Source organism: Sphingomonas sp. MA1305 (genome assembly GCF_016107325.1).
Taxonomy (GTDB): Bacteria; Pseudomonadota; Alphaproteobacteria; order Sphingomonadales; family Sphingomonadaceae; genus Sphingomonas.
The window spans coordinates 1,009,807-1,032,161 of record NZ_RCVT01000001.1 but is presented as its reverse complement, the minus strand read 5'-3'; the positions used below and the strand labels follow the sequence as shown (position 1 = coordinate 1,032,161).

Below are 22,355 nucleotides of genomic sequence, written 5' to 3'. Positions count from 1 at the left end.
ATTCGCGGAGCGGTGGCGCGATGGCCGCGCCATGCCCGTTGCCACCAAGATCTGCGGCCTGACCACCCCCGACACGCTCGACGCGGCGCTCGGCGGCGGTGCCAGTCATGTCGGTTTCGTCTTCTTTCCCCCCTCGCCGCGTCATCTCGACTTCGCCCGCGCCGCCGGCCTCGCCGCGCGCGTGCCCGACGGCGTCGGCCGCGTCGGAGTGTTCGTCGATCCTGATGACGCGCTGCTCGACCAAGCGATTGCCGCCGGGCGCCTGTCCGCCGTCCAGCTTCACAAGACGGCGCCCGACCGCATCGCGGCGATCCGCGCGCGCACCCGCCGCGACACCTGGGCGGCGGTGGCGGTGAAGACCCGCGCCGATCTTGATCAGGCACGCCGCCATGCCGGCGCCGCCGATCGCATCCTCTACGACGCCAAGACTCCTGATGGCGCGGCGCTGCCCGGCGGCATGGGCCTGCGCTTCGACTGGGCGCTGCTCGACGGCTTCCGTCATCCGCTCCCCTGGGCGCTGTCCGGCGGGTTGGACGCCGGCAATGTCGCGGACGCGATCCGCCGCACCGGGGCGCCGCTGGTCGACGTCTCCTCGGGCGTCGAGAGCGCAGCGGGGGTCAAGGATGTGGACAAGATCGCCGCCTTCCTTAAAGCGGCACGGCTATGAACGCCCCGAACAGCTTCCGTAATCAGCCAGACGACCGCGGCCATTTCGGCCAGTTCGGCGGCCGCTATGTCGCCGAGACGCTGATGCCGCTGATCCTTGACCTGGATCGCGAATATAAGCGTGCCAAGGCGGATCCCGCCTTCCAGGCCGAATTCGACGACCTGCTCGAACATTATGTCGGCCGGCCGAGCCCGCTCTATCATGCCGAGCGGCTGTCCGCTGCGCTGCGCGACGGCGCACCGGACGGGATGGGCGCGCAAGTCTGGTTTAAGCGTGACGAGCTCAATCATACCGGCGCGCACAAGATCAACAATTGCATCGGCCAGATCCTGCTCGCGATCCGCATGGGCAAGACCCGGATCATCGCGGAGACGGGTGCCGGGCAGCACGGCGTCGCCACCGCCGCGGTCTGCGCGCGGTTTGGCCTGCCTTGCGTCATCTACATGGGCGCCAAGGACGTGGAGCGGCAGCAGCCCAACGTCTTTCGGATGAAGCTGCTCGGCGCCGAGGTCCGCCCGGTGACCAGCGGCGCGGCGACGCTGTCGGACGCGATGAACGAGGGGCTGCGCGACTGGGTCGCCAACGTCCACGACACCTTCTACATCATCGGCACCGCCGCCGGGCCGCACCCCTATCCCGAGTTGGTCCGCGACTTCCAAAGCATCATCGGCCGTGAAGCGCGCGAACAGATGCTGGCGCGGACCGGCCGCCTGCCCGACCTGCTGGTCGCGGCGATCGGCGGCGGATCGAACGCGATCGGCCTGTTCCACCCCTTCCTCGACGATGCCGAAGTCGCGATGCTCGGCGTCGAGGCGGCGGGCCACGGCCTCGGCGGCAGCGAACATGCCGCCAGCCTGGCGGGTGGTTTCCCGGGCGTGCTGCACGGCAACAAGACCTATTTGCTGCAGGACGAGGACGGTCAGATCGCGGAGGGTCATTCGATCTCCGCCGGTCTCGACTATCCCGGCATCGGGCCGGAACATGCGTGGCTGCGCGATATCGGCCGCGTCGAATATGACAGTGCGACCGACGCCGAGGCGCTCGACGCCTTCCAGTTGCTCTGCCGTACCGAAGGCATCATCCCGGCGCTGGAGCCGAGCCACGCGATCGCGGCCGTCGCCCGCCGCGCGCGGACGATGCGCGCCGACCAGATCGTCCTCGCCAACCTTTGCGGCCGTGGCGACAAGGACATCTTCACCGTCGCCGCCGCGCTCGGGGTGGCAATATGAGCGCGCGCTTGGCGGCAGCCTTCGCCAAGGGGCGCCCGGCGCTGGTCACCTTCGTCACCGCGGGTGATCCGCATCCCGCGGCGACACCGGCGATCCTCGATGCGCTCGTCGCCGGCGGCGCCGATGTGATCGAGCTGGGCATGCCGTTCACCGATCCGATGGCTGACGGCCCGGCGATCCAAGCCGCCAACGTGCGCAGCCTCGCCGCCGGCACCCGCACCGCTGACATCCTAGCCATCGCCACGGATTTCCGCGCCCGGCACCCCGACGTGCCGCTGGTGCTGATGGGCTATGCCAATCCGATGCTGCGCCGCGGGTCCGACTGGTTCGCGGCCGCCGCCGCCGAGGCCGGCGTCGACGGCGTGATCTGTGTCGACATCCCGCCGGAAGAGGATGATTCGCTCGGGCCGGATCTGCGCGCCCGAGGGATCGCATCGATCCGCCTCGCCACCCCGACGACCGATGCCGCCCGCCTGCCACAGGTGCTGGATGGTGCCGGCGGCTTTCTTTATTATGTCTCGGTGGCGGGCATCACCGGTTTGCAACAGGCCGCACAGGCCTCGATCGACAGCGCCGTCGCCCGGCTGAACGCGGCGACCGACCTGCCGGTCGCGGTCGGATTCGGCGTCCGGACGCCCGAACAGGCGGCGGCGATCAGCGCCGTCGCCGATGGCGTCGTCGTCGGCTCCGCGATCGTCGAGATCGTCGCAAAACATGGCCAGGATGCGCCGGCGGCGGTCACCCCCTATATCCAATCCCTCGCGGCCGCCCTCGCGACCGCCCGAAAGGTCATGGCATGAGCTGGATCACCAGCGTCCGCAACGCGCTGTCCCGCGTCACCACGCGCGAGACGTCGGAAGAGAATCTCTGGCACAAGTGCAAGGGCTGCGGCCAGATGGTCTTCTCCAAGGAATTGGAGGAGAATCTCTACGTCTGTCCGAAGTGCGACCATCACGAGCGCATCGGCCCCAAGCAGCGCTTCGCGCAGATCCTCGACGAGGGCAGTTGCGCCGAGATCGCCCCGCCCAAGGTGCCCGAGGATCCGCTGAAGTTCCGCGACTCCAAGCGCTACAGCGATCGGCTGAAGGCGGCGCGGACCAGTGCGCAGGAACAGGATGCGCTGATCAATGCGCGCGGCACGATCCATGGCCACCGCGTGGTGATGGGCGTACAGGACTTCGCCTTCATGGGCGGTTCGATGGGCCTGGCGGTCGGCGAGGCCTTCGTCCGCGGCGTCGAGGCGGCGATTGCCGATCGGGCGCCCTATTTGATCTTCACCGCCGCCGGCGGTGCGCGCATGCAGGAAGGCATCCTCAGCCTGATGCAGATGCCGCGCAGCACCGTCGCCATCCAGATGCTGCATGACGCGGGCTTGCCCTATATCGTCGTGCTGACCGATCCGACCACCGGCGGCGTCACCGCCAGCTATGCGATGCTGGGCGATGTCCAGATCGCCGAGCCGAACGCGCTGATCGGCTTCGCCGGCGCCCGCGTCATCGAAAGCACGATCCGCGAGAAGCTACCCGAAGGCTTCCAGCGGGCCGAATATCTGCTCGACCACGGCATGCTCGACATGGTCGTGCACCGCCGCGACCTGCGCGAGCGGCTGGCGACAGTGATCGGCTACCTCCGGCCGACCGCCCAGGCGGCGTAACGGCGTTCCTGTCGGTTGCGGGAGGGGTGGCGATGCCCGATCACGCGATGTCCTCCGATCCCGCCGTCCAGGCGCAGCTCGACCGCCTGGCGGCGCTGTCGCCCGGTGCGGACGTGCTCGGGCTGGAACGAATCACGCGGCTGCTCGCCCGGCTCGGCGATCCGCAGGATGCAATGCCGCCGGTCTTCCACGTCGCCGGCACCAACGGCAAGGGGTCGACCTGCGCCTTCCTGCGCGCGGCGATGGAGGCGGCAGGCCATCGCGTCCATGTCTTCACCAGCCCGCATCTGGTCCGCTTCAACGAGCGGATCCGGATCGGCGGCCGGCTGGTCGACGACGCGACGCTCGCCGCGCTGCTCACCGAGGTCCTGGACCATGCCGACGGCATCGGCGCCAGCTTCTTCGAAGTCACCACTGCCGCCGCCTTTCTCGCCTTCGCCCGCGCGCCTGCAGCGGCAACGATCGTCGAGGTCGGGCTTGGCGGCCGGCTCGATGCAACCAACGTGATCCGCAAGCCGGTGGTGACCGGCATCGCCGCGCTCGGCCTCGATCACGAAGCCTTTCTCGGCAACCAGCTCGCCGGAATCGCCGCGGAGAAGGCCGGGATCGCCAAGCCCGGCGTGCCGCTGGTGACGATGAATTACGCCCGCCCCGCCCGGGAGCGGGTCGAGGCGGCGGCGGCGGCGGTCGGCGCGCCGGTAATCGCGCGGCATCGGCAATGGTGGAGCGAGAGCGCACGGACGACGATCCGCTATCGCGACACCGGCTTCGCGCTCGTCGCACCACGGCCGCGATTGGTCGGGCCGCATCAGACCCGCAATTACGCCCTGGCGATCGCAATGCTGCGTCACCAGGGCGCCGTCACCGTGCCCGAAGCGGCGATGCGCGCCGCCGCCGACTGGGCGCAATGGCCGGCGCGGATGCAGCGCCTCGGCGACGGTCCGCTGCACGCCCTGCTGACCCCCGCCAGCGAACTATGGCTGGACGGCGCGCATAATCCCTCCGCGGCGCAACCCGTTGCCCGGGCGCTCGACGGCATCGCGCGCGGCCGACCGGTGGTGCTGGTCGCCGGACTGCTGTCCAACAAGGATGCAGACGGCGTGCTGCGCCTGCTCGCGCCGCATGCCTCGCGCATGATCGCGGTGCCGGTGCCGGGGCACGACAGTCATCCACCCGCCCGCCTTTCGGCACACGCGGCCAGCCTGGGTCTGCCCGCTGATACCGCCGCCGATCTGCCCGCGGCACTCGGCATGATTCGCGACGATGCCGTGGTGCTGATCGCCGGGTCGCTGTACCTCGCCGGCATCGCGTTGCGCTTGAACGATGAAGCGCCCGACTGACGCTATCACTGCGATTGACTTGCAATAGCGGATCGCGGACGATGCGGTTCGCTCAGAGGAGTCGCAGAATGTCCGACGTCAGCACCACGCTCCATCCCTTGCCGCATACGCTGCCCGCCTGCCCGAACGCGCGGCTGGCGCTGTTCGCGATCCGAAGGATGGGTGCTCATGGCCTCGCCGATGCGCGCGCCGCCCATGCGCTGTTCAGCGCCTTTGGCGAGGCGTTTCAGCGCCCGCTGGTGCTGCTGCGCGCGCTGATGGCGGATCTTGCCGGCACGGCGGCGGACACGATCGCGATCGCGCCATGCTGCTGCGCCCGCATGACCGCCGCCGAACGCGCGCTGCTGACCATCGTCGCGCGGGTCGAGACGGGGTCCGAGGTCGCGCGCCTGCTGCTCGCCGACCTGCTCGCGATGCGGCGGGTCGATGGCGTCCTAGCCAGTGCCGCAGCGGTCGCCGCCAGCTTCGCCGACGAGGGTCGCCCTATTTGCGTCTAGGCGGCGGTCTCCTCCGCCCGCGCATCGCCCGGACCGTCGATGCCCGCGCTGCCGATCGATCGGTCGACCAGCCCCGTCCGGCTCATCCACCAGAACAGCAGTACGCCGGGCATCGCCAAGACGGTCGTCAGCAGGTAGAAATCGACGTAGCCCAGCGCCTCGATCAGCGCGCCGGCGGTCGTTCCCGTGACGATCCGGCCGAGGATGCTCGCCGCGGCGGAGATCAGCGCGAACTGGGCCGCGGTGAAGCGCAGGTCGCACAAGGCCGAAAAATAGGCAATGACCACCACCCCGCCATAGCCGCTGGCGATATTTTCGAAGCCGATCGCGCCGGCCATGCCAAGGTTCGAATGTCCCGCCGCGGCGAGCAAGGCGAAACTGAGGTTCGACACCGCCATCAGCACCAGTGCGATCAGCACCGACCGCTTCAGCCCCAGTCGGGCATAGAGCACGCCGCCGATGAAGATGCCGATCAGATAGGCGAGAAAGCCGACGAAGACGTCGTAGAAGGCGATTTCGTCGCCGGTGAATTTGAGATCGTCGAACAGCAGGCGGAAGGTCAGATTCGCAAGCGTGTCACCGACCTTGTGGATCAGGATGAACGTGAGGACGAGGAACGCGCCGGGTCGGGTGAAGAACTGCACGAACGGCCCCCAGACGGCGCGCGCCGCCTCGCCGATCCCGCGCCGTGCGACGGGCTCGCGATACCGTTCCGGCTCGCCGAAGCTGATACCGCAGAGCATCGCCGGCAGCGCGAAGATCGCACAGGCGATATAGGCCGCCGACCAGCCGAACCGTTCGGCGACGATCAGCGCCAGCGCACCGGCGCCGGCGGAGCCAATGCGCCAGCCATATTGGCTCATCCCCGAGCCGACGCCGAGTTGGCGCGGCTCCAGCATCTCGATACGATACGCGTCGATGACGATGTCGAAGGTCGCGCCGGCGGCGCCGACCAGGATCGCGGCAAGCGCCATCGCGGCGATATCCGCCCGCGGATCGACCAGCGCGAGATGGACCACGGCGGCGATGACCAGGGCACCGGCGACGAGCAGCCACGATACGCGCTGGCCCAGTCGGCCGATCACTGGCAGCCGGACGCCGTCGACCACCCAGGCCCACAGAAATTTCAGATTGTAGACTAGGAAGGCGAGGCTGAATGCCGTCACCGTCTTCTTGTCGATGCCGTCCTGCGCCAACCGCGTCGTCAGCGTCGCGCCGATCATCGCATAGGGAAAGCCGGACGACAGACCCAGCGCCAGCGCGGCGATCGGCCCACGCTCCATGTACGGCCCGGCGCCGTCCCACCATGTCCGCGACTGCAACTGATCCATCCAGGCACCACCCCGCCCCATACCGGCCCACGGCATAGAGCGGATGCCGCGATCAAGTCCATGTGGTGAATGGCGCGATCAGGCGTCCATGCCGACGAACAGGCGGAAGCCGTTGGGCAGCTTGCGCGGCTTGCGGCCGTCGAGATGAGTCTCGATCGCGGCGATCGCGCCGATCAGGTCGCGCTGTGCATAGGGTTTGGCGAGGCAGCCGGCGGCGAGCGTCGCCGCCTCCACCGGGCAATTGCCGGTGACGAACAGCACATGGACGTTATGGTCTGCCGCCGCCCGCGCGACGTCGAGGCCGGAGCCGTCCGCCAGGCTGACGTCGACCAAGACCAGATCGAGGGCCGTGCCCGAGGCGATCAGCTCGACCGCCTGCGCGACCCGGTCGACCGTCGCGACGATCTCATAGCCAGCGTCGGTGAGGAAATGCTCCGTGTCGAAGGCGACCAGCGGTTCATCCTCGACGACGAGCAACCGCACGATCCGTCGCTTCTTCTTCCCGAACAACATCCACCCGCTCCGCGCGGCGTTCATTTCGTTACGCCTGCGCGACTTAACGCGCGTTGGCCGGTTCGGTCGCAAATATTTCGCAACATAAGTGGGATCGCGTTATGAGCCGCCGCATGGCCCCCACCTCCGGTTCGTCCCGCGGCGATCGCATCGCCAAGCTCCTCGCCCGTGCCGGCATTGCGTCGCGTCGCGAAGTCGAGCGCATGATCGCCGGCGGGCGCGTCGCCCGCGACGGCGTGGTGATCGACACGCCGGCGACCGTGCTGACCTCGCTGAAGGGGATCACCGTCGACGGCAATCCGGTCGCGACGCCGGAGCCGACCCGACTGTTCCTGTTCCACAAGCCCACCGGCCTGCTCGTCACCGAACGCGATCCGCGCGGACGGCCGACGATCTACGAGCGCTTGCCGCACGACCTGCCGCGGCTGGTGCCGGTCGGCCGGCTCGATCTCAACACCGAGGGGCTGCTGCTGCTGACCACCGACGGCGGCTTCAAGCGTCAGCTCGAACTGCCGGCGACCGGGGTGGAGCGGACCTATCGCGTCCGTGCCTATGGCAACATCACTCAGGCGCAGCTCGAGGATCTCGCCGACGGTATCGAGATCGAGGGGGTTCGCTACGGCTCGATCGACGCCAATATCGAGCGGCGGACCGGCGCCAACGTCTGGATCGAGATGACGCTGACCGAGGGCAAGAATCGCGAGGTGCGCCGCGTCCTCGAACACCTCGGCCTGCAGGTCGGCCGGCTGATCCGCATCCGCTACGGCCCCTTCGTGCTCGGCGACCTGCCGGTCGGCGAGGTCGGCGAGGTCAAGCAGCACGAATTGGTCGCCTTTCGCCGCACGCTGAATGGCGGTGTGCCGGACGAGTCGTTCGTGACGGTGTCGGCGGAGCCGCGTCCCGGGTTTCGCAGCGCGCCGACCGTCGATCGTGCCGCCCGCAGCCGCGCCCGGTCCGACGGGGCGGCCCGACCGACAGCCGCGAGCGGGACGACCCGCCCGCAGCCGACTCGCGCCACATCCCCCCGCGACGGGCAGGCCGGCCGGACGCGCACCCAGCTGCCCCGCGACGGCTCGGAGCGCCCGCGCTTTTCGCGCGCCAGTGGTGATGACCGTACTCGCCCGGCGAAAGCGAACGCGGCTTCCGAGCGGACGCGTCCGGCAAGGTCAGGCGCCGAAGGCGAGCGCAACCGCCCGGCACGAGCGGAAGCTGCGGGCGATCGCCGCGCCGCGCGGCCCGGCACCGGCGAGCAGCGTGGCCGACCATCGCGCCCGGGCGATGGCCCGCGATCACCCCGCCCCGGCGGCAATCGTCCCCGATCCGGCAGCCCCGGCAGCGGCAGCCCGATTGGCGGTGGCCCGCGCCGTCCGCGTGGGGGCAAGGCATGAGGGTGATCGCCGGCACCTGGCGCGGCCGTCCGCTGGTCGCACCGAAGGGCGACGCGACGCGCCCGACCGCCGATCGCACGCGGGAAGCCCTGTTCTCGATGCTGGCCAGCCGCCTAGGCAGTTTCGAAGGGCTCGCCGTCGCCGATCTCTTCGCCGGCTCCGGCGCATTGGGTATCGAGGCGCTGTCGCGCGGCGCCGGATCGTGCCTGTTCGTCGAACAGGATCGCGCCGCGCTCGATGCGCTCAAGGCCAATCTCGCCAAGCTCGGCGCGCGTGGCGATGTCCGCGCGTCGTCGGTGATGGCGCTCGGCCCGGCGCGGGCGCCGCTCGACCTGATCATGATGGACCCGCCTTATGGCACCGGAGCGGGCGCGGTCGCGCTCGACAAGCTGGCGCGGCTCGGCTGGGCCGGCCCGGCGACCTGGATCAGCGTCGAGACCGCCAAGGCCGAGGAAATCGCCGTGGCGGGCTTCACCATCGACGCCACCCGCGTCCACGGCAAGGCACGCCTCACCCTGTTGCGCGCGGAATCCTGACGCCACGCGGCAGCAGCGCCATGCCGGCGAGGCTGAGCAGGCCAGCTCCGACGAGATACAGTCCGATCCACCAAAGACCGCGCGTCGCCAGCATCTGTGCGGCGATCGGCGCCAGCGCGCCGCCGATGATCCCGCCCATGTTGAAGGTCATCGACACGCCGGTGTAGCGCACCCCTGCCGGGAACAGCTCGGGCAGCCAGCCGCCGAGCGGTCCATAGGCGAAGCCCATCACGAACAGGGCAAAGGCCAGCCAGGCGAAGACGATCGCCAGCGAGCCCGCGCCGAGCATCGGCCCCATCAGCAGCCCCGCGACGATGCAGCCGCCGAAGCCGAGCATCAGCATCGGCCGCGCGCCATGGCGGTCGGCAAGCATGCTGGCGACGATCACCCCGCCGGCGAGGAACAGGATCGCGACCAGTTCGCACGCCAGCAAGGCTTCCCGCCCATAGTGCAGCGTGGCGGTGCCGTAGCTCAAGGTGAAGGCGGTCGCGAGATAGAAGAGCGCGAAACAGGCGATCACGCCCCCCGTCCCCGCCACCAGCGCACGGCCGTGGCCGGACAGCAGCGTCGCGATCGGCACCTTCGGCAGAGCCTCCGCCTTGGCCGCCTCGACGAAGGCGGGCGTCTCGGTCAGCTTGAGGCGAACCCACAGGCCGAGCATCACCAGCACCGCGCTGACCAAGAAGGGCAGCCGCCAGCCCCAGCTTCGGAACGCCGCTTCGTCCAGCCCGAGGCCGATCAGCAGGAACAGTCCGTTTGCCATGATGAACCCGACCGGCGCGCCGAGCGGTGGGAACATCCCCCAGGTATTGCGGCGATGCGGCGGGGCATTCTCGACGGCCAGCAGCGCCGCACCGCCCCATTCGCCACCCAGACCCAGACCCTGGCCGAGGCGGAGCAGGCAAAGCAGCAAGGGGGCGAGCCAGCCCATCTGCGGAGCCATGCGCTCGATCTGAGCGTAGGTCGGCAGGAAGGCGATGGCGACGGTCGATCCGCCCATCAGCATCAGGCTGGCGACCAGCGTCGACTTGCGGCCGATGCGATCGCCGAAATGGCCGAACACCGCCGCCCCGATCGGCCGGGCGAAGAAGGCCACTGCGAAGGTCGCGAAGCTGAGCAACTGCCGCGCCGCCGGGCTTTCGCCGGGAAAGAACAGCGCCGGAAATACCAGTGCCGCTGCGGTCGCGTAGATATAGAAGTCGTAGAATTCGACCGCCGTGCCGACGAGGCTGGCGGTCAGGATGCGACGAGGAGACGGAGCCTGCATGCCACCCTGATAGGCCGCGTGCGACGCTTGGCAAAGCGGCGGCGGGGCAAGCCGCTCACGCCAGGAGCGGCGGGTCGGTGACCGAATGAATATTGCTCGTCGTCTGCGAGAGGCGACGGTCAGTATATCGCGAGACGCACCTTCGCTCGAAATGCGGCGCCTAGACGTATGTTCAGGGCGCGCCTTTTCAGCAGCGGACCGTGCACAGTGGCAATGCCCTCGATCGCTCGCGGCACGTGCGCCCCCCCAGCAGCGCTACATCGGCAATTACGATAATGCCTGCGGGAGGCTTTCGGAAACAGATGGGGAGATCTCACCGCCGTCATAACAAATCCGCCGCCGGTCACGCCATGACATCTTCGCGCAACAATCGCTACCTAGAGCGATCCTTGTCGCGGCCCTTCTTCCCCCTGTGGGCGCGACGTCCGGTCGCCTCCCTGTCGACCGGTCCTCCCTGAACTACGGGGCAGCCGATCCCGGCTGCCCCGACTTTTCAGGCAGGACGATCGCCCGGCGGCGATTACCCCATCATCGGGCGCTGACGACCTCCGCCGACGAGGAAAGACTGGCGAGCCGCACCGCTTGGTGCCCGACCAGCGTCGCGACAGAGGTGTGGCCACTCTCGCGCATCTCGGCGCGGCAATGTTCGGCATCGCGCTGCGCCGCGACGTCGGCACCATATGGCGCACAGGCCCAGGCGGCGGCCCGCATCACCCGCGCGTCCAGTATCGCCCGATGTTTCGGGTTGTTGAGGTTCAGCCCCTTGGTCGAGACGCGTGCCGAAACGGTTTCCCGCTCGGGATCGGCAGCTACCGTGCCGATGCTCAGGCACGACAGAAGGAGCGACGCCGAAGCGACGCGGATCAGGCTCTTCATGGTGATACTCCTGCAATAGCTCGCGCCGTATCGGGTCGCACCCCGCGCCGCGTCTCTGCCGGACCGGCTAGTCGGGGCCGGCCTGCGCTCCGGCAAGGCGCCGATAGGCGCAATCCGTGTCGCCAAAGCGACGTATCGGCGACAGCTATGTTGCGGCGCACCATTGCGATGCGGCTTGCCTCCGCTTGCCGCGTTCCCTACCTGTTCGCCGGTGACCGATGCTGCGCAATCCCTGCAAGATCCGCCCTATCTCAAGGGCCTGAACCCGCCCCAGCGCGAGGCGGTGCTGACCACCGAGGGGCCCGTGCTGATGCTGGCCGGTGCCGGCACCGGCAAGACGGCGGCCTTGACCGCGCGGCTCGCCCACCTGCTGTGGACGCGCAAGGCCTATCCGTCGGAGATCCTCGCGGTCACCTTCACCAACAAGGCGGCGCGCGAGATGCGCGAGCGCGTCGGCCGGCTGGTCGGCGAAGCGGTGGAGGGCATGCCGTGGCTCGGCACCTTCCACGCGATCGGCGCCAAGATGCTGCGCCGCCATGCCGAACTGGTCGGTCTGCAGAGCAATTTCACCATCCTCGACACCGACGACCAGCTCCGGCTGCTCAAGCAGCTGATCGTCGCTGCCGATCTCGACGAGAAGCGTTTCCCGGCGCGCAGTCTCGCCGGACTGATTGACGACTGGAAGAACAAGGGGCTTGTCCCCGCCGATATCGACGCCGGCGAAAGCGAGCGTTTCGCCAACGGCCGCGGCGGCGAGCTCTATGCGCAATACCAGCAGCGGCTGAAGGCGCTCAACGCCTGCGACTTCGGCGATCTGCTGCTGCACATGCTGACCATCCTGAAGACGCATGCCGACGTGCTGCGCCTGTATCAGGAGCGGTTCCGCTACATCATGGTCGACGAATATCAGGACACCAACGTCGTCCAGTATCTCTGGCTGCGACTGCTTGCCCAGGCGCGCAAGAACATCGCCTGCGTCGGCGACGACGACCAGTCTATCTATTCGTGGCGGGGTGCGCAGGTCGAGAACATCCTGCGCTTCGAACGCGATTTTCCGGGCGCGACGGTGATCAAGCTCGAGCAGAATTACCGCTCGACCCCGCATATCCTCGGCGCCGCCTCTGGCGTGATCGCCAACAACGGCGGGCGATTGGGCAAGACGCTGTGGACGGAACTAGACGTCGGCGAAAAGGTCCGCGTCATCGGCGTATGGGACGGACCGGAGGAAGCACGCCGCGTCGGTGACGAAATCGAAACGGCGCGCCGCAACGGCGTCAGCCTCGACCGGATCGCCATTCTCGTCCGGGCCCAGCACCAGACGCGCGAGTTCGAGGACCGATTTATCGCGATCGGCCTGCCCTATCGAATCGTCGGCGGGTACCGCTTCTACGAACGCGCCGAAATCCGTGACGCGCTTGCCTATCTGCGCATCGTCAACCAGCCCGCCGACGACCTCGCCTTCGAACGGATCGTCAACGTTCCCAAACGCGGCCTCGGCGACAAGGCGCTGGCCAAGATCCACCAGCTCGCCCGAATCGAGGGGCTGCCGCTCACCATCGCCTCGGCCCGCATCCTCGACACCGACGAGCTGACGCCACAGGCGCGCCGCGCGCTCGGCAATCTCGTCGGCGACATCGCACGCTGGCGCGACATGGCGCGCGAGCTGCCGCATGCCGAACTGGCCCGCCAGTTGCTCGACGAGAGCGGCTATACCGCGATGTGGCAGGCGGAAAAGTCGGTCGAGGCCGCCGGGCGCCTGGAGAACTTGTCCGAACTCGTCCGCGCGATGGAGGAATATGAGTCGCTCGGCGCGTTCCTGGAGCACGTCAGCCTCGTCATGGACAATGAGGGCGCTGCGCAGGACCCGCAGGTGACGATCATGACGATCCACGCCGCCAAGGGGCTGGAGTTCGACACCGTCTTCCTGGTCGGCTGGGAGGAAGGTCTGTTCCCGTCGCAACGCGCGCTCGACGAGGGCGGGACCAAAAGCCTCGAAGAGGAACGCCGCCTCGCCTATGTCGCAATCACGCGTGCGCGGCGACTGGCGGTGATCATCCATGCCGCCAACCGCCGCATCTACGGCCAATGGACGTCGAGCATCCCCAGCCGCTTCGTCAACGAACTGCCCAACGAGCATATCGATGCCGAGACGACCATGTCCGGCGGCGAGAGCCTGTGGCGCGCCAACTGGTCCGAACGCGCCGATCCCTTTTCCGACGTCGCGCGCGGCACGGGGCGCGGCCCCGGCTGGCAACGCGCCGCCGGCAGCGGATCGAGCTTCACGACGCAGCCGACGCGGATCGTCGAGAGCCGCGCGAGTGCCGTCAGCCTCGGCAACAAGGGCCGCGACGATCTGTCACCGGGCCAGCGCGTCTTTCATCAGAAGTTCGGCTATGGCGCGATCGCGGAGATCGAAGGCAACAAGCTCGAGATCGACTTCGAGACCGCGGGTCGCAAGCGCGTCATGGACAGTTTCGTCACGCTGGCGTGAGCAGGTCATTGACGCATCCAGGGATCATCGCGGATTTATCGGGACGAAGAGTGGTGATTGAGGCGGGCGAACAAGTCGGGCCTCTAGAGCTCGCGACCCGGTGCCAAATTACTCATTTTGGCTGAAGCGTCTAACTGCCCAGCTTTTCTTCAACCCTTTGAGGACGCTTTCAAACCCGAGAAATCAAAGCATTGAGTACGGATATATTTCGGCGATTTCCTAGCGGAGACGGTCCTACTTCAAGCCAATCTTCACGGATTTCATCCGCGAATGGTTCATATCCAGTATGTCCCCATTTATACATTTCCCTAGCGTCGCGTCGGGCGGCGTCGGATGGGGAACCAACATGAAGAAATATCTGCTCTTTTCCGCAACGGCTGCGGCAACGCTGCTGGCAGCGGTACAACCGGCGTCGGCAGCGTCGATCATCGACCTGAAGACCGTCAAGCTGACCAACGACGGCTCGACCGGCTTCGGCAGCACCGAACTCGCCGACCTGCGCGCCGCTGCCGACAAGGCGGCCGGCGTGACGTCGCAGATCGATATCCTGCCCGATGTCTTCGGCGGCTCGATCGCCAATTGGACCGCCGAACTGTTTTCCGGCACGCTCAACGTCGCCACGACGGGCTTCTACGACTTCAATTTCACCCCGTCGAACAGCCCGATCGCCGGCTTCGTGAAGATCGACGGCACGATCATCGACCGCGTCACGCTGGGGAGCAACGGCAACGGCTCGAGCCTGAGCGGCTCGACTTTGAGCGCCGGCGCCCATGCGTTCGAGGCGTTCATCGTCAAGAAGGGCGGCAGTGCCGGTAGCTTCACCGCCAACGCCAGCGGCACCAATGCGGCATCGCTGACCTTCTCGCCGCTCACCGGCGCGGTGCCGGAACCGGCGACCTGGGCGATGCTGATCGTCGGCTTCGGCATGATCGGCGCGGCTGCGCGCTACCGCCGGAGCAGCACCCGCGTCGCGTTCGGCTGACCCGCGTCGGCACGGAAGCTTGGGGGCCGTCGCGGCGCAGCGGCGGCCCTTCGCGCTTCGGTGGTGTGCCGCAGGCGCGTCGTTCAGGAACCGCCAAGGCACGATCTGCGTAGATTGACCTTACGCCCGGTATGGCCGGATGTTTGAGGAGGATTACGCCGATGTTCGCCCGTTTGCTCGCCACCGCCGCCGCCGCGACCGCCCTTGCATCGGCGGCTGCGCCGGTCGCCGCCCAGAGTGGTGCCGATGATGCCCGCTTCGCCGCCGCACAGGCCCGCTTCGATGCCGAACTCGCGCGCTATCGGGCGGAATTCGATCGCTATCGCGCCGCTCGTGGCGGCGGCTACAGCTCGAACGCCGGCCCAGGTGGGTATCGCCAGGCGCCGGTGCCGGGCAGCTACGACCCGCGCTATGCCGACAACGGCGACGACGATCGTTACGAAAACGGCTACGATCCAGCCCGCTATTATCGCTCGGGCGCCAGCTACCGTGAACGCGTGCTGAGCCCGGACGAGCGCGTCTATGCGGGTAACGACGGCCGCTATTACTGCCGTCGCAGCGACGGCACGACCGGGTTGATCGTCGGCGGCGCGGCGGGCGGCCTGCTCGGCAACGTCATCGACGGCGGCCACAGCCGCATCGTCGGCACACTGCTTGGAGGTGCCGCCGGCGCACTGGCCGGCAAGGCGATCGATCAGAACCAGTCGGACATCCGCTGCCGCTGATCGCCGACCGATTGCCGTCGGGTGGGTTTAGGCCCGCTCGACGGCGAGCAGGGTCACACCGGCATATTTCTCCTGCGCCGGATCGTAGAGCGTGCTCGGGAAGAACGGCCGATCCTCGACGATGGTCGGCGCGCCGAGGCCGTCGAGCTTGAACGTGCCCATCTTCTCCTCGCGCGGCGGCTTGCCGTCCCGCTCCAGCGTCACCGCGTCCAGATAGATTTCGCCATGGCGCGTGAACAGGATGTGCGGGGCGAGCAGCACCGCACCGCGATTGTAGGTGGCGGTGATCGCCCGCATCCGGACGATCGCTTCGAACAGGGTCGGCATCGGGCCGCTGGGGGTCGGCTCGCCTGCATGGGGCTCAGTCATCGGGATCGCTCTAGCCAAGGTCGCTGCAGTGCAGCAAGAACGCTTTACGCAACGCTGCGTTCAACGTTCGCAATCGAAGAAGGGACGCGACGATGAGCGACACGGCGGAAAAGACCGACCCCGCACTATGGGAGACGGTCAAGGCGGAGGTCACCGCCGGTGCCAAGGGCGGCCGCAAGGGCCAGTGGTCGGCGCGCAAGGCGCAGATGGCGGTCGCCGAATACAAGAAGCGCGGAGGCGGCTACAAGGGCGGCAAGGACCCGCACAATTCGCTGCACGAATGGACCGAGGAGGATTGGGGCACCAAATCGGGCGTGGAGAGCGGCAAGACCGGCGAGCGCTACCTGCCGAAGAAGGCCCGCGAGGCGCTGAGCGACGAGGACTATGCCCGCACCACCGCCAAGAAGCGCGCTGACACCAGGAAGGGCAAGCAATTCTCCGCCCAGCCCGACGACATCGCCGACAAGGCCCGCCCCTATCGCGACCACCGCAGCAAGGCCAATCTGTATGAAGAAGCGAAGAAGCGCGACATCAAGGGCCGCTCGACGATGACCAAGGCGGACCTGGTCAAAGCGCTGGATCACGGGTGAGGTCCGAGCCGAACCCCACCCTCGCTGGTAACTGACGGCGAGAACCGATGTCGTCACCCGGGTTTGAGACGAGGTGACGAGAACCGCGTTACCTATTTGGACGCCGTCTGCCCGCCATTGGCGGGACCCAGCAGCTTCTGCGCGAAATAGGTCATCTGCAGCGCCTGCAGCCGCGCGCCCTGCTCGATGTCCGCATCGCCCGAATGCCCACCCGCCGTGTCCTCGTAGAACAGATAGGGCAGATGATATTCCTTCAGCCGTGCCGCGAACTTGCGGGCATGCTGCGGGCCGACCCGGTCGTCCTTGGTCGTCGTCCAGATATAGGGCTCGGGATAGGCGACGCCCTTCTTGATGTTCTGGTAGGGCGAGATGGTCTGCAGGAATGCCTTTTCCGCCGGCACCGAGACCGAACCATATTCGTCGACCCAGGATGCGCCCGCCGCAATCTGTTCGTAGCGGATCATGTCGAGCAACGGCACCTGGATCGTCACCGCTTTCCAGAGGTCGGGATGCTGGTTGAACTCGACGCCCATCAGCAGGCCGCCGTTCGATCCGCCATAGATGCCCAGCTTCTGCGCGCTGGTCAGCCGCCTTGCGAACAGATCCTTGGCGACGCTGGCGAAGTCGTCATAGATCACCTGCCGCTTGGTCTTGCGGCCGGCATCGTGCCACGCCGGGCCGAATTCGCCGCCGCCGCGGATGTTGGCGAGGACATAGGAGCCGCCCTGCTCCAGCCACAATTTGCCGGTGATCGCCGAATAGCTCGGCAGCATCGGCAGTTCGAATCCGCCATAGGCGGTCATGATCGTCGGCGTGCTGCCGTCGAGGCGGATGCCCTGCTTGTGGACGATGAAATAGGGCACCTTGGTGCCGTCGGTCGAGGTCGCCTCATGCTGTTCGACGACCAGACCGGTGGCGTCGAACTTCGCCGGCAACGTCTTCACCGCCGCTCCCGCCCGCGCCGCCGCCGCATCGAGCGGCAGCAGGGTGGTCGGCGTCAGGAAGCCGGTGACCGTCACATAGGCATGGTCGCTCTTGTCATCGGCGCTCGCCACGCCCAGCGACGCATTGTCGGGCAGGGTCACCGGCCGCGCCGTCCAGCCGCCCTCCCCCGGCGTATAGACCGCCGCCCGCCCGCGGACGTTGTCGTTGTAGATCAGCACCAGCCGATCCTTGGTCGTCACCACCTCGTCGACCGACTGGCGCGGATTGGGCGCGAACACCACCGTCGGGTTCAGCACCCCCTTCTCGACATCGGCGAGCGGCACGGACGCGATCGCCCCAGCCGGCACCTTGCCCCACGGGTCGCTGGTGCGGAACAGCACCTGGCCTTGCACCATGCCTTCCGGGAAGGTGCGCGCCGGGATGTCGAGCTTGCGCGTCCCCGCCGGCGTCCAGACATAGGTTTCGCCGCCGAAGAAGGTCGTGCGCCGCGTGATCGCCACCAGCCGATGGCCCTGGCCGTCGGTGATCACCCCGGCATAGGTGCCGAGCTGGTCGCTCGGCTGGCCGCGATAGATTTCGGTCGCCGCGTCCAACGGCTGGCCCCGCTTCACCATCTTGACCACGAACGGATAGCTCGACGCGGTCATCGTCCCCGCGCCCCAATCGCGGCTGACCAGCAACGTATCCTTGTCGAGCCAGCTCGCGCCCTGCTTGGACTTGGGCAGGGCGAAGCCATTCGCGACGAATTGGCCGGTTGCCAGGTCGAACTCGCGATAGCTGATCGCGTCCTCACCGCCTTCCGATAGCGCGACCAGGCACAGCCGCTCCTCGGGCTGCAGGCAGGTCGCGCCCTTCCACACCCATTTCTTGCCTTCCGCCTTCGACAAAGCGTCAAGGTCGAGGACGGTCGTCCAGTTCGGCTGCGGCCGGGCGTAATCGGCCTCGCTGGTCCAGCGCCAGATACCTTGCGGATGATCGGCATCACGCCAGAAATTGTAGATGCGGCCGTACATCTGGCTCGGCATCGGGATCCGGTCCTTCGCCGCGGCGATCGCCAGCGCCTGTTGGTAGAAGGTCTGGTAGCGCGGATCGTTCTGCAGCCGGGGCAGCGTGCGGGCATTCTCCGCCTCCACCCAGGCGAGCGGCTTGGCGCCGTCCTTGTCCTCGAGCCAGATGTACGGATCGCTATCGTTCGTCATCGGTTTGCTCTGCGCGAGCGCGGGCGCCGCGGCAAGCATCGAGGTGGCGATCAGCAACGCGCGAAACAGCATGGAGTCCCTCCCAGGTCAGGCAGCCAGCTTGGCCGCGAACGGGCGTGAGCGCAATCCGCAGTCAGTCACTGGAGACGGTCTGCCGCTGCCGCGGCGTTATCTGGCGATCGGGGCGATTTCCGCCGGAACCGCGTTGACGATCATTGACGGCGGCATCGCCACCGTCGCGTTGCCGACGATCGCGCGCGACCTGCATGTGTCGAGCAGTGCGGTGGTCGCGGTGGTCACCGTCTATCAGCTCATCCTCGCGATGATGATCCTGCCCTTTGCCGGCCTTGGCGACCGGTTCGGGCTGAAACGCACCTACCAGTTCGGCCAGATCGTCTTCACCGTCGCCACCTTGCTCTGCTTCTTTGCGCGAAGCCTACCGTTCCTGCTGGTTGTGCGGGCGGCGCAGGCGTTGGGGGCGGCGGCGGCGCTCAGCGTCTCGTCGGCGCTGATCCGGTCGATCTACCCGGCGAAGCAGCTCGGCCGCGGCCTCGGCATCAATTCTGTGGTGGTGTCGAGTTCGGCGGCACTGGCGCCGACGCTCGGCGGCTTGGTGCTGTCGATCGCCCCCTGGCCCTGGGTCTTCGCCAGCGCCGTGCCCTTCGCCATCCTCAGCCTCGCGCTCGGCCGCGCCCTGCCCGCGCCGCGGCTGCGTGACGAGCCGTTCGACGTGCTCGGCGCGGTCATGTGCGCCAGCATGATAGGCCTCGTCATCGGTGGCGCGGAAAGCGCCGTGCGTGGCGACAGCCCGGTCGTTTCGGCGGCGATCGTCGCACTCGGCATCGGCATCGGCGCGATTTTCATCCGTCGCGAACGCGGTGAGGCCAAGCCGATCCTACCGATCGACTTGCTCGGCCGCCCGGTGATCGCACTGTCGGTGGTCGGTGCCTATACCGCCTTCACCGCCTCGATGACGCTGCTGCTGTCGACCCCTTTCCGGCTGCAACATGAATTCGGTTTCGCCGCGGCGGAGGTCGGCGCGATGATCGCGCCCTGGCCGCTGACCAACATGATCGTCGCGCCGCTCGCCGGCTGGCTGTCGGATCGCGTTCCCGCCGGCATCCTCGGCGGCATCGGCATGGCGGTGTCGATCGTCGCGCTGGTGCTGATCGCCCTGCTCCCGGCGCATCCCGGCTATGTCGACATCGCCTGGCGGATGGCGCTGTGCGGCTCGGGTTTTGGCCTGTTCCTGCCCCCCAACGCCCGGCTGATCATCGGTTCCGCGCCGCGCGAGCGGGCCGCGGCGGCGGGCGGTCTGGTCGGCACCGTCCGCCTCGTCGGCCAGACCACCGGCGCGACCCTGGTCGCCGCCCTGCTGGCGCTCGGCATCGGCGGCGGCGCCACTCCGCCGCTGATCGCCGCCGGCCTCGCGCTCGTCGCCGGCCTGTGCAGCCTCGCCCGCCTCCGCCCCTCGATCCGCAATCCGCGCAGCGACGAGGCGGAGGATGAACAGCCCGGCACGCAGGTGTCGCGCTAGATCTTCACGCTGGCGCCGAGCAACACAGTGCGGGGCGGCTGGACGAAGACATAGCCGGAGGCGAGGAACCCCCAGCTCGCACGGTCGGAAAGGTTGTAGACCTCGGCGCGCAACGTCACCGGCGTGCCGTTCGGCTTCACCACATAGCTCACACGCGCGTTGACCAACGTCACCGACGGGACGCGGAAGCTGTTGACGTCATTGCCCCACAGGCTGCTGCTGCGCTGCGCCTCCAGCGTTGCCTTCAGGTCGGGCAGAGCCGATGGCTGCTCGCTCAGCTGTACCGTCTCCTTCAGGCCGGGCACGCCCTCGACCGACTTACCCTGTAACAGCGGGTCGGTGCGGCGATAGACGGCGCGCTCGACGGCGATGCTGTCCGCCAGCACCAGTCCGAGCGGCAGTGACACTCGCGCCTCCGCCTCTATCCCCTCGTAGCGTTGCTGCCCGTCGGAGACATAGACGCGCGCCGCATTGGCATATTGCGCCCCGCGATCGATCCGATACGCCGCGGCGGAAAAGGACCAGCCCGCTCGATCGATCTTGATCCCGGCCTCGACCTGCTGCGACTTGACCGGCGGCAGGGTCTCGCGCGCATTGACATAGGTATCGGGCACGGTGATCCCGCTCTCCAGCGCCTGGACGTAGCTGAAGTACAGTGTCGCGTCGTGCCAAGGGTGATAGAGTAGCGCCCCGACCGGGGTTACCGGTGTCTTGGCATAAGGCGTGTGCACGCCAGTCTTGCTGATCTGGTCCTCGGCGAAGCGGCTGGCGCGCAGTCCGGCGATCAGCGACACCCGGCCGAGGGTCAGCGTGTCGCTGGCGAATAGTCCGCCCTGTGTTGAACGATAGTTGTGATAGACGCCGCCGGTAAACTCGGTCGGATAGGCGATAGGTACCACCGCCGCATAAAGGTTCTCCGTCCCGACCAGCGCGGAGACGCGGCTCAGCGGCAGATATTTGTTTAGCCGTTGCCAGTTGGTCCCTAGCGTCAGTTGATGGCGTATAGCGCCGGTCGCGAAATGCCCCTCCAAAGAGAGCTGCACCTGATTGTAGCGCGACCACGATCGAGGATTGGTCGACAGGAGCGGCTGATAATCGCCCGCCGGATTGGTCAGCGACATCCATTCCGACTTGTAGGTCCGCCAATCCAAACTGTTGCTGTAGGCGGCGTGCGCCGTCCAACGGGGCGTCACCGCCCAACTGAGGCCGGTGCCGCCGTAGAAGGCGTGGCTGGTGAAGAAGAGGTCTGGATAAGCGGCCAGATTGGTCCGTCCGCTCACCGGTCGCGGCAGATGGTCGGCGCCATAGGCGTCGGGATCATTGATGAAGAAATCCTGCGTCCCGCCGCGGATGCGCCGATCCTGATAGATGAGGTCGCCGGTCCAGGTCAGCGTGTCGTTCAGCCGCGTGTCGAGGCCGAGCGAAGCCGAATAACGCTGGACATGCGAGCCGCTGTACGTCTCGCCGCGCTCATGCGTTGCATTGAGGCGATAGCCGAAGCCGCCGGCGATCGGGCCGCCGAGATCGACATGTTCCGATAGGATGGTGTCCGACGAGGAGCCGATATCCGCGCTGGCGAAGGCCGCGGGTGTCGACCGCTTGGTCCGATAGTCGATCAGCCCGCCCGGCGCGTTGAAGCCGTAGAGGAAGCCCGATGCCCCCTTCAACAGTCGTATGCTCTCGAAGGATTCGAGCGGCAGCTCGACCGTCGTCATGTAGAACGGGTCGCCGTTGATCCGATAGCCATTATAGTCGTCGAGTGGAATGCCGCGCACGGTCTGCGAATAGGCGTTGAACGTGTAGGTGTCGCCGTTGGCGACAACGGACGCATCCTGCGCGAAGACGCGGGCAAGTGATTTGACCTGCCGCTCCGCCAACTCCTCGGCACCGACCACATGCACCGAAAACGGCGTGTCGAGGATCGACCGCGTGCCGAGCGCTCCGCCGTCCGCGGCCCGCCGCTCCGCCGCCGTGCTGACGACGATGTCGGTGCGGTCCTGGTCGACGGGGTCGCCGGTGGATTGCACCTGCGCGACGGCGGGCTGCGCCAGCGCCAGAGCGGGTAAGGCCAGCCAGCAAGGACGGGTCATAAACTTCTCCGATATCCGACTCTGTCAGTAGGGTATCGGTGGCCTATCTGCGACGCAGTCGTCATTTAGTCCGATAAAGACCTATCTTACATCTTGAGGCTTGGCTCCCCAGGCAGGAGATCGTCCGCG

General features: G+C 67.6%; 20 protein-coding genes. 13 read left to right on the top strand and 7 right to left on the bottom strand.

Annotated elements, in window-relative coordinates; translation table 11 throughout:
- The first annotated feature begins 31 nt into the window (after positions 1 to 31).
- The 6 genes from D9601_RS05230 to D9601_RS05205 all read left to right on the top strand — a co-directional run bounded on the left by D9601_RS05230 (position 32) and on the right by D9601_RS05205 (position 5,387).
- Entirely contained in the window at positions 32 to 667 is a 636-nt protein-coding gene (locus D9601_RS05230) for a phosphoribosylanthranilate isomerase (RefSeq protein ID WP_198352812.1), read from the top strand.
- A complete protein-coding gene (trpB, locus tag D9601_RS05225; RefSeq protein ID WP_198352811.1) occupies positions 664 to 1,896 on the top strand; it encodes a tryptophan synthase subunit beta in 1,233 nt (410 codons plus the stop codon). Before D9601_RS05230 ends, trpB begins: the two co-directional genes overlap by 4 nt.
- On the top strand, positions 1,893 to 2,696 hold the full coding sequence (trpA, locus tag D9601_RS05220) for a tryptophan synthase subunit alpha (RefSeq protein ID WP_198352810.1): 804 nt from the start codon (positions 1,893 to 1,895) through the stop codon (positions 2,694 to 2,696). The genes trpB and trpA overlap by 4 nt, the downstream gene beginning before the upstream one ends.
- The gene (gene accD / locus D9601_RS05215) at positions 2,693 to 3,550 is read left to right on the top strand and encodes an acetyl-CoA carboxylase, carboxyltransferase subunit beta (protein ID WP_198352809.1); all 858 of its coding nucleotides are present in this window, start codon (positions 2,693 to 2,695) and stop codon (positions 3,548 to 3,550) included. The genes trpA and accD overlap by 4 nt, the downstream gene beginning before the upstream one ends.
- A 32-nt stretch (positions 3,551 to 3,582) precedes the next feature.
- The gene (locus D9601_RS05210; protein WP_198352808.1) at positions 3,583 to 4,890 is read left to right on the top strand and encodes a bifunctional folylpolyglutamate synthase/dihydrofolate synthase; all 1,308 of its coding nucleotides are present in this window, start codon (positions 3,583 to 3,585) and stop codon (positions 4,888 to 4,890) included.
- Positions 4,891 to 4,958: 68 nt separating this feature from the next.
- Positions 4,959 to 5,387 (top strand): DUF6628 family protein, encoded by a 429-nt coding sequence (locus D9601_RS05205; RefSeq protein ID WP_198352807.1) that lies wholly within the window; start codon positions 4,959 to 4,961, stop codon positions 5,385 to 5,387.
- Here D9601_RS05205 and D9601_RS05200 read toward each other — a convergent pair.
- Together D9601_RS05200 and D9601_RS05195 are read right to left on the bottom strand one after the other, a co-directional pair.
- Complete coding sequence (locus D9601_RS05200; RefSeq protein ID WP_198352806.1) at positions 5,384 to 6,718, bottom strand: AmpG family muropeptide MFS transporter; 1,335 nt, start codon at positions 6,716 to 6,718, stop codon at positions 5,384 to 5,386. The two genes, D9601_RS05205 and D9601_RS05200, sit on opposite strands and share 4 nt — an antisense overlap.
- Positions 6,719 to 6,796: 78 nt before the next feature.
- Positions 6,797 to 7,231 (bottom strand): response regulator, encoded by a 435-nt coding sequence (locus D9601_RS05195; protein ID WP_198352805.1) that lies wholly within the window; start codon positions 7,229 to 7,231, stop codon positions 6,797 to 6,799.
- A 113-nt stretch (positions 7,232 to 7,344) separates the two neighbouring features.
- On the opposite strand from D9601_RS05195, the gene D9601_RS05190 reads away from it, so the two are divergent.
- Positions 7,345 to 8,619, top strand: coding sequence for a pseudouridine synthase (locus D9601_RS05190; RefSeq protein WP_232473824.1), 1,275 nt, complete (start codon positions 7,345 to 7,347; stop codon positions 8,617 to 8,619).
- Positions 8,616 to 9,155 (top strand): 16S rRNA (guanine(966)-N(2))-methyltransferase RsmD, encoded by a 540-nt coding sequence (gene rsmD / locus D9601_RS05185; RefSeq protein WP_198352803.1) that lies wholly within the window; start codon positions 8,616 to 8,618, stop codon positions 9,153 to 9,155. The genes D9601_RS05190 and rsmD overlap by 4 nt, the downstream gene beginning before the upstream one ends.
- Here the strand turns inward: rsmD and D9601_RS05180 are convergent.
- Together D9601_RS05180 and D9601_RS05175 are read right to left on the bottom strand one after the other, a co-directional pair.
- On the bottom strand, positions 9,130 to 10,422 hold the full coding sequence (locus D9601_RS05180; protein ID WP_198352802.1) for an MFS transporter: 1,293 nt from the start codon (positions 10,420 to 10,422) through the stop codon (positions 9,130 to 9,132). The genes rsmD and D9601_RS05180 overlap by 26 nt on opposite strands.
- 528 nt (positions 10,423 to 10,950) lie before the next feature.
- Positions 10,951 to 11,298: a UrcA family protein gene (locus D9601_RS05175; protein WP_198352801.1), complete on the bottom strand. Its 348-nt coding sequence runs from the start codon at positions 11,296 to 11,298 to the stop codon at positions 10,951 to 10,953.
- A gap of 211 nt (positions 11,299 to 11,509) precedes the next feature.
- Here D9601_RS05175 and D9601_RS05170 point away from each other — a divergent pair, with 211 nt between their 5' ends.
- The 3 genes from D9601_RS05170 (at position 11,510) to D9601_RS05160 (ending at position 15,496) form a co-directional block, all read left to right on the top strand.
- Positions 11,510 to 13,789: an ATP-dependent helicase gene (locus D9601_RS05170; protein ID WP_198352800.1), complete on the top strand. Its 2,280-nt coding sequence runs from the start codon at positions 11,510 to 11,512 to the stop codon at positions 13,787 to 13,789.
- 346 nt (positions 13,790 to 14,135) lie between these two features.
- Entirely contained in the window at positions 14,136 to 14,771 is a 636-nt protein-coding gene (locus D9601_RS05165) for a PEPxxWA-CTERM sorting domain-containing protein (RefSeq protein ID WP_198352799.1), read from the top strand.
- Positions 14,772 to 14,932: 161 nt separating this feature from the next.
- Positions 14,933 to 15,496 carry a glycine zipper 2TM domain-containing protein gene (locus D9601_RS05160; RefSeq protein ID WP_198352798.1) on the top strand — a complete coding sequence of 188 codons (564 nt, stop codon included), beginning with the start codon at positions 14,933 to 14,935 and terminating at the stop codon, positions 15,494 to 15,496.
- A 27-nt stretch (positions 15,497 to 15,523) separates the two neighbouring features.
- Here the strand turns inward: D9601_RS05160 and D9601_RS05155 are convergent, their stop codons facing one another.
- Positions 15,524 to 15,865 (bottom strand): hypothetical protein, encoded by a 342-nt coding sequence (locus tag D9601_RS05155; protein WP_198352797.1) that lies wholly within the window; start codon positions 15,863 to 15,865, stop codon positions 15,524 to 15,526.
- 92 nt (positions 15,866 to 15,957) lie between these two features.
- Between D9601_RS05155 and D9601_RS05150 the strand changes: the two genes are divergently transcribed.
- Complete coding sequence (locus D9601_RS05150) at positions 15,958 to 16,455, top strand: hypothetical protein (RefSeq protein ID WP_198352796.1); 498 nt, start codon at positions 15,958 to 15,960, stop codon at positions 16,453 to 16,455.
- A 92-nt stretch (positions 16,456 to 16,547) separates the two neighbouring features.
- Here D9601_RS05150 and D9601_RS05145 read toward each other — a convergent pair whose 3' ends face one another.
- The gene (locus tag D9601_RS05145; protein ID WP_198352795.1) at positions 16,548 to 18,671 is read right to left on the bottom strand and encodes a prolyl oligopeptidase family serine peptidase; all 2,124 of its coding nucleotides are present in this window, start codon (positions 18,669 to 18,671) and stop codon (positions 16,548 to 16,550) included.
- Here D9601_RS05145 and D9601_RS05140 point away from each other — a divergent pair.
- Entirely contained in the window at positions 18,670 to 20,136 is a 1,467-nt protein-coding gene (locus tag D9601_RS05140) for an MFS transporter (protein WP_198352794.1), read from the top strand. The two genes, D9601_RS05145 and D9601_RS05140, sit on opposite strands and share 2 nt — an antisense overlap.
- Here the strand turns inward: D9601_RS05140 and D9601_RS05135 are convergent.
- Complete coding sequence (locus tag D9601_RS05135; RefSeq protein WP_198352793.1) at positions 20,133 to 22,226, bottom strand: TonB-dependent siderophore receptor; 2,094 nt, start codon at positions 22,224 to 22,226, stop codon at positions 20,133 to 20,135. The two genes, D9601_RS05140 and D9601_RS05135, sit on opposite strands and share 4 nt — an antisense overlap.
- Positions 22,227 to 22,355: the final 129 nt, after the last annotated feature.

Bases quoted from the DNA above. Each gene is read 5' to 3' on its own strand.
- D9601_RS05150 (WP_198352796.1), top strand. From the start codon at position 15,958: ATGAGCGACACGGCGGAAAAGACCGACCCCGCACTATGGGAGACGGTC.
- trpA (WP_198352810.1), top strand. From the start codon at position 1,893: ATGAGCGCGCGCTTGGCGGCAGCCTTCGCCAAGGGGCGCCCGGCGCTG.
- D9601_RS05195 (WP_198352805.1), bottom strand. From the start codon at position 7,231: ATGTTGTTCGGGAAGAAGAAGCGACGGATCGTGCGGTTGCTCGTCGTC.
- D9601_RS05160 (WP_198352798.1), top strand. From the start codon at position 14,933: ATGTTCGCCCGTTTGCTCGCCACCGCCGCCGCCGCGACCGCCCTTGCA.
- D9601_RS05180 (WP_198352802.1), bottom strand. From the start codon at position 10,422: ATGCAGGCTCCGTCTCCTCGTCGCATCCTGACCGCCAGCCTCGTCGGC.
- D9601_RS05190 (WP_232473824.1), top strand. From the start codon at position 7,345: ATGGCCCCCACCTCCGGTTCGTCCCGCGGCGATCGCATCGCCAAGCTC.
- D9601_RS05210 (WP_198352808.1), top strand. From the start codon at position 3,583: ATGCCCGATCACGCGATGTCCTCCGATCCCGCCGTCCAGGCGCAGCTC.
- rsmD (WP_198352803.1), top strand. From the start codon at position 8,616: ATGAGGGTGATCGCCGGCACCTGGCGCGGCCGTCCGCTGGTCGCACCG.
- D9601_RS05205 (WP_198352807.1), top strand. From the start codon at position 4,959: ATGTCCGACGTCAGCACCACGCTCCATCCCTTGCCGCATACGCTGCCC.
- D9601_RS05135 (WP_198352793.1), bottom strand. From the start codon at position 22,226: ATGACCCGTCCTTGCTGGCTGGCCTTACCCGCTCTGGCGCTGGCGCAG.
- trpB (WP_198352811.1), top strand. From the start codon at position 664: ATGAACGCCCCGAACAGCTTCCGTAATCAGCCAGACGACCGCGGCCAT.
- D9601_RS05155 (WP_198352797.1), bottom strand. From the start codon at position 15,865: ATGACTGAGCCCCATGCAGGCGAGCCGACCCCCAGCGGCCCGATGCCG.
- D9601_RS05165 (WP_198352799.1), top strand. From the start codon at position 14,136: ATGAAGAAATATCTGCTCTTTTCCGCAACGGCTGCGGCAACGCTGCTG.
- D9601_RS05200 (WP_198352806.1), bottom strand. From the start codon at position 6,718: ATGGATCAGTTGCAGTCGCGGACATGGTGGGACGGCGCCGGGCCGTAC.
- accD (WP_198352809.1), top strand. From the start codon at position 2,693: ATGAGCTGGATCACCAGCGTCCGCAACGCGCTGTCCCGCGTCACCACG.
- D9601_RS05145 (WP_198352795.1), bottom strand. From the start codon at position 18,671: ATGCTGTTTCGCGCGTTGCTGATCGCCACCTCGATGCTTGCCGCGGCG.
- D9601_RS05230 (WP_198352812.1), top strand. From the start codon at position 32: ATGCCCGTTGCCACCAAGATCTGCGGCCTGACCACCCCCGACACGCTC.
- D9601_RS05140 (WP_198352794.1), top strand. From the start codon at position 18,670: ATGGAGTCCCTCCCAGGTCAGGCAGCCAGCTTGGCCGCGAACGGGCGT.
- D9601_RS05175 (WP_198352801.1), bottom strand. From the start codon at position 11,298: ATGAAGAGCCTGATCCGCGTCGCTTCGGCGTCGCTCCTTCTGTCGTGC.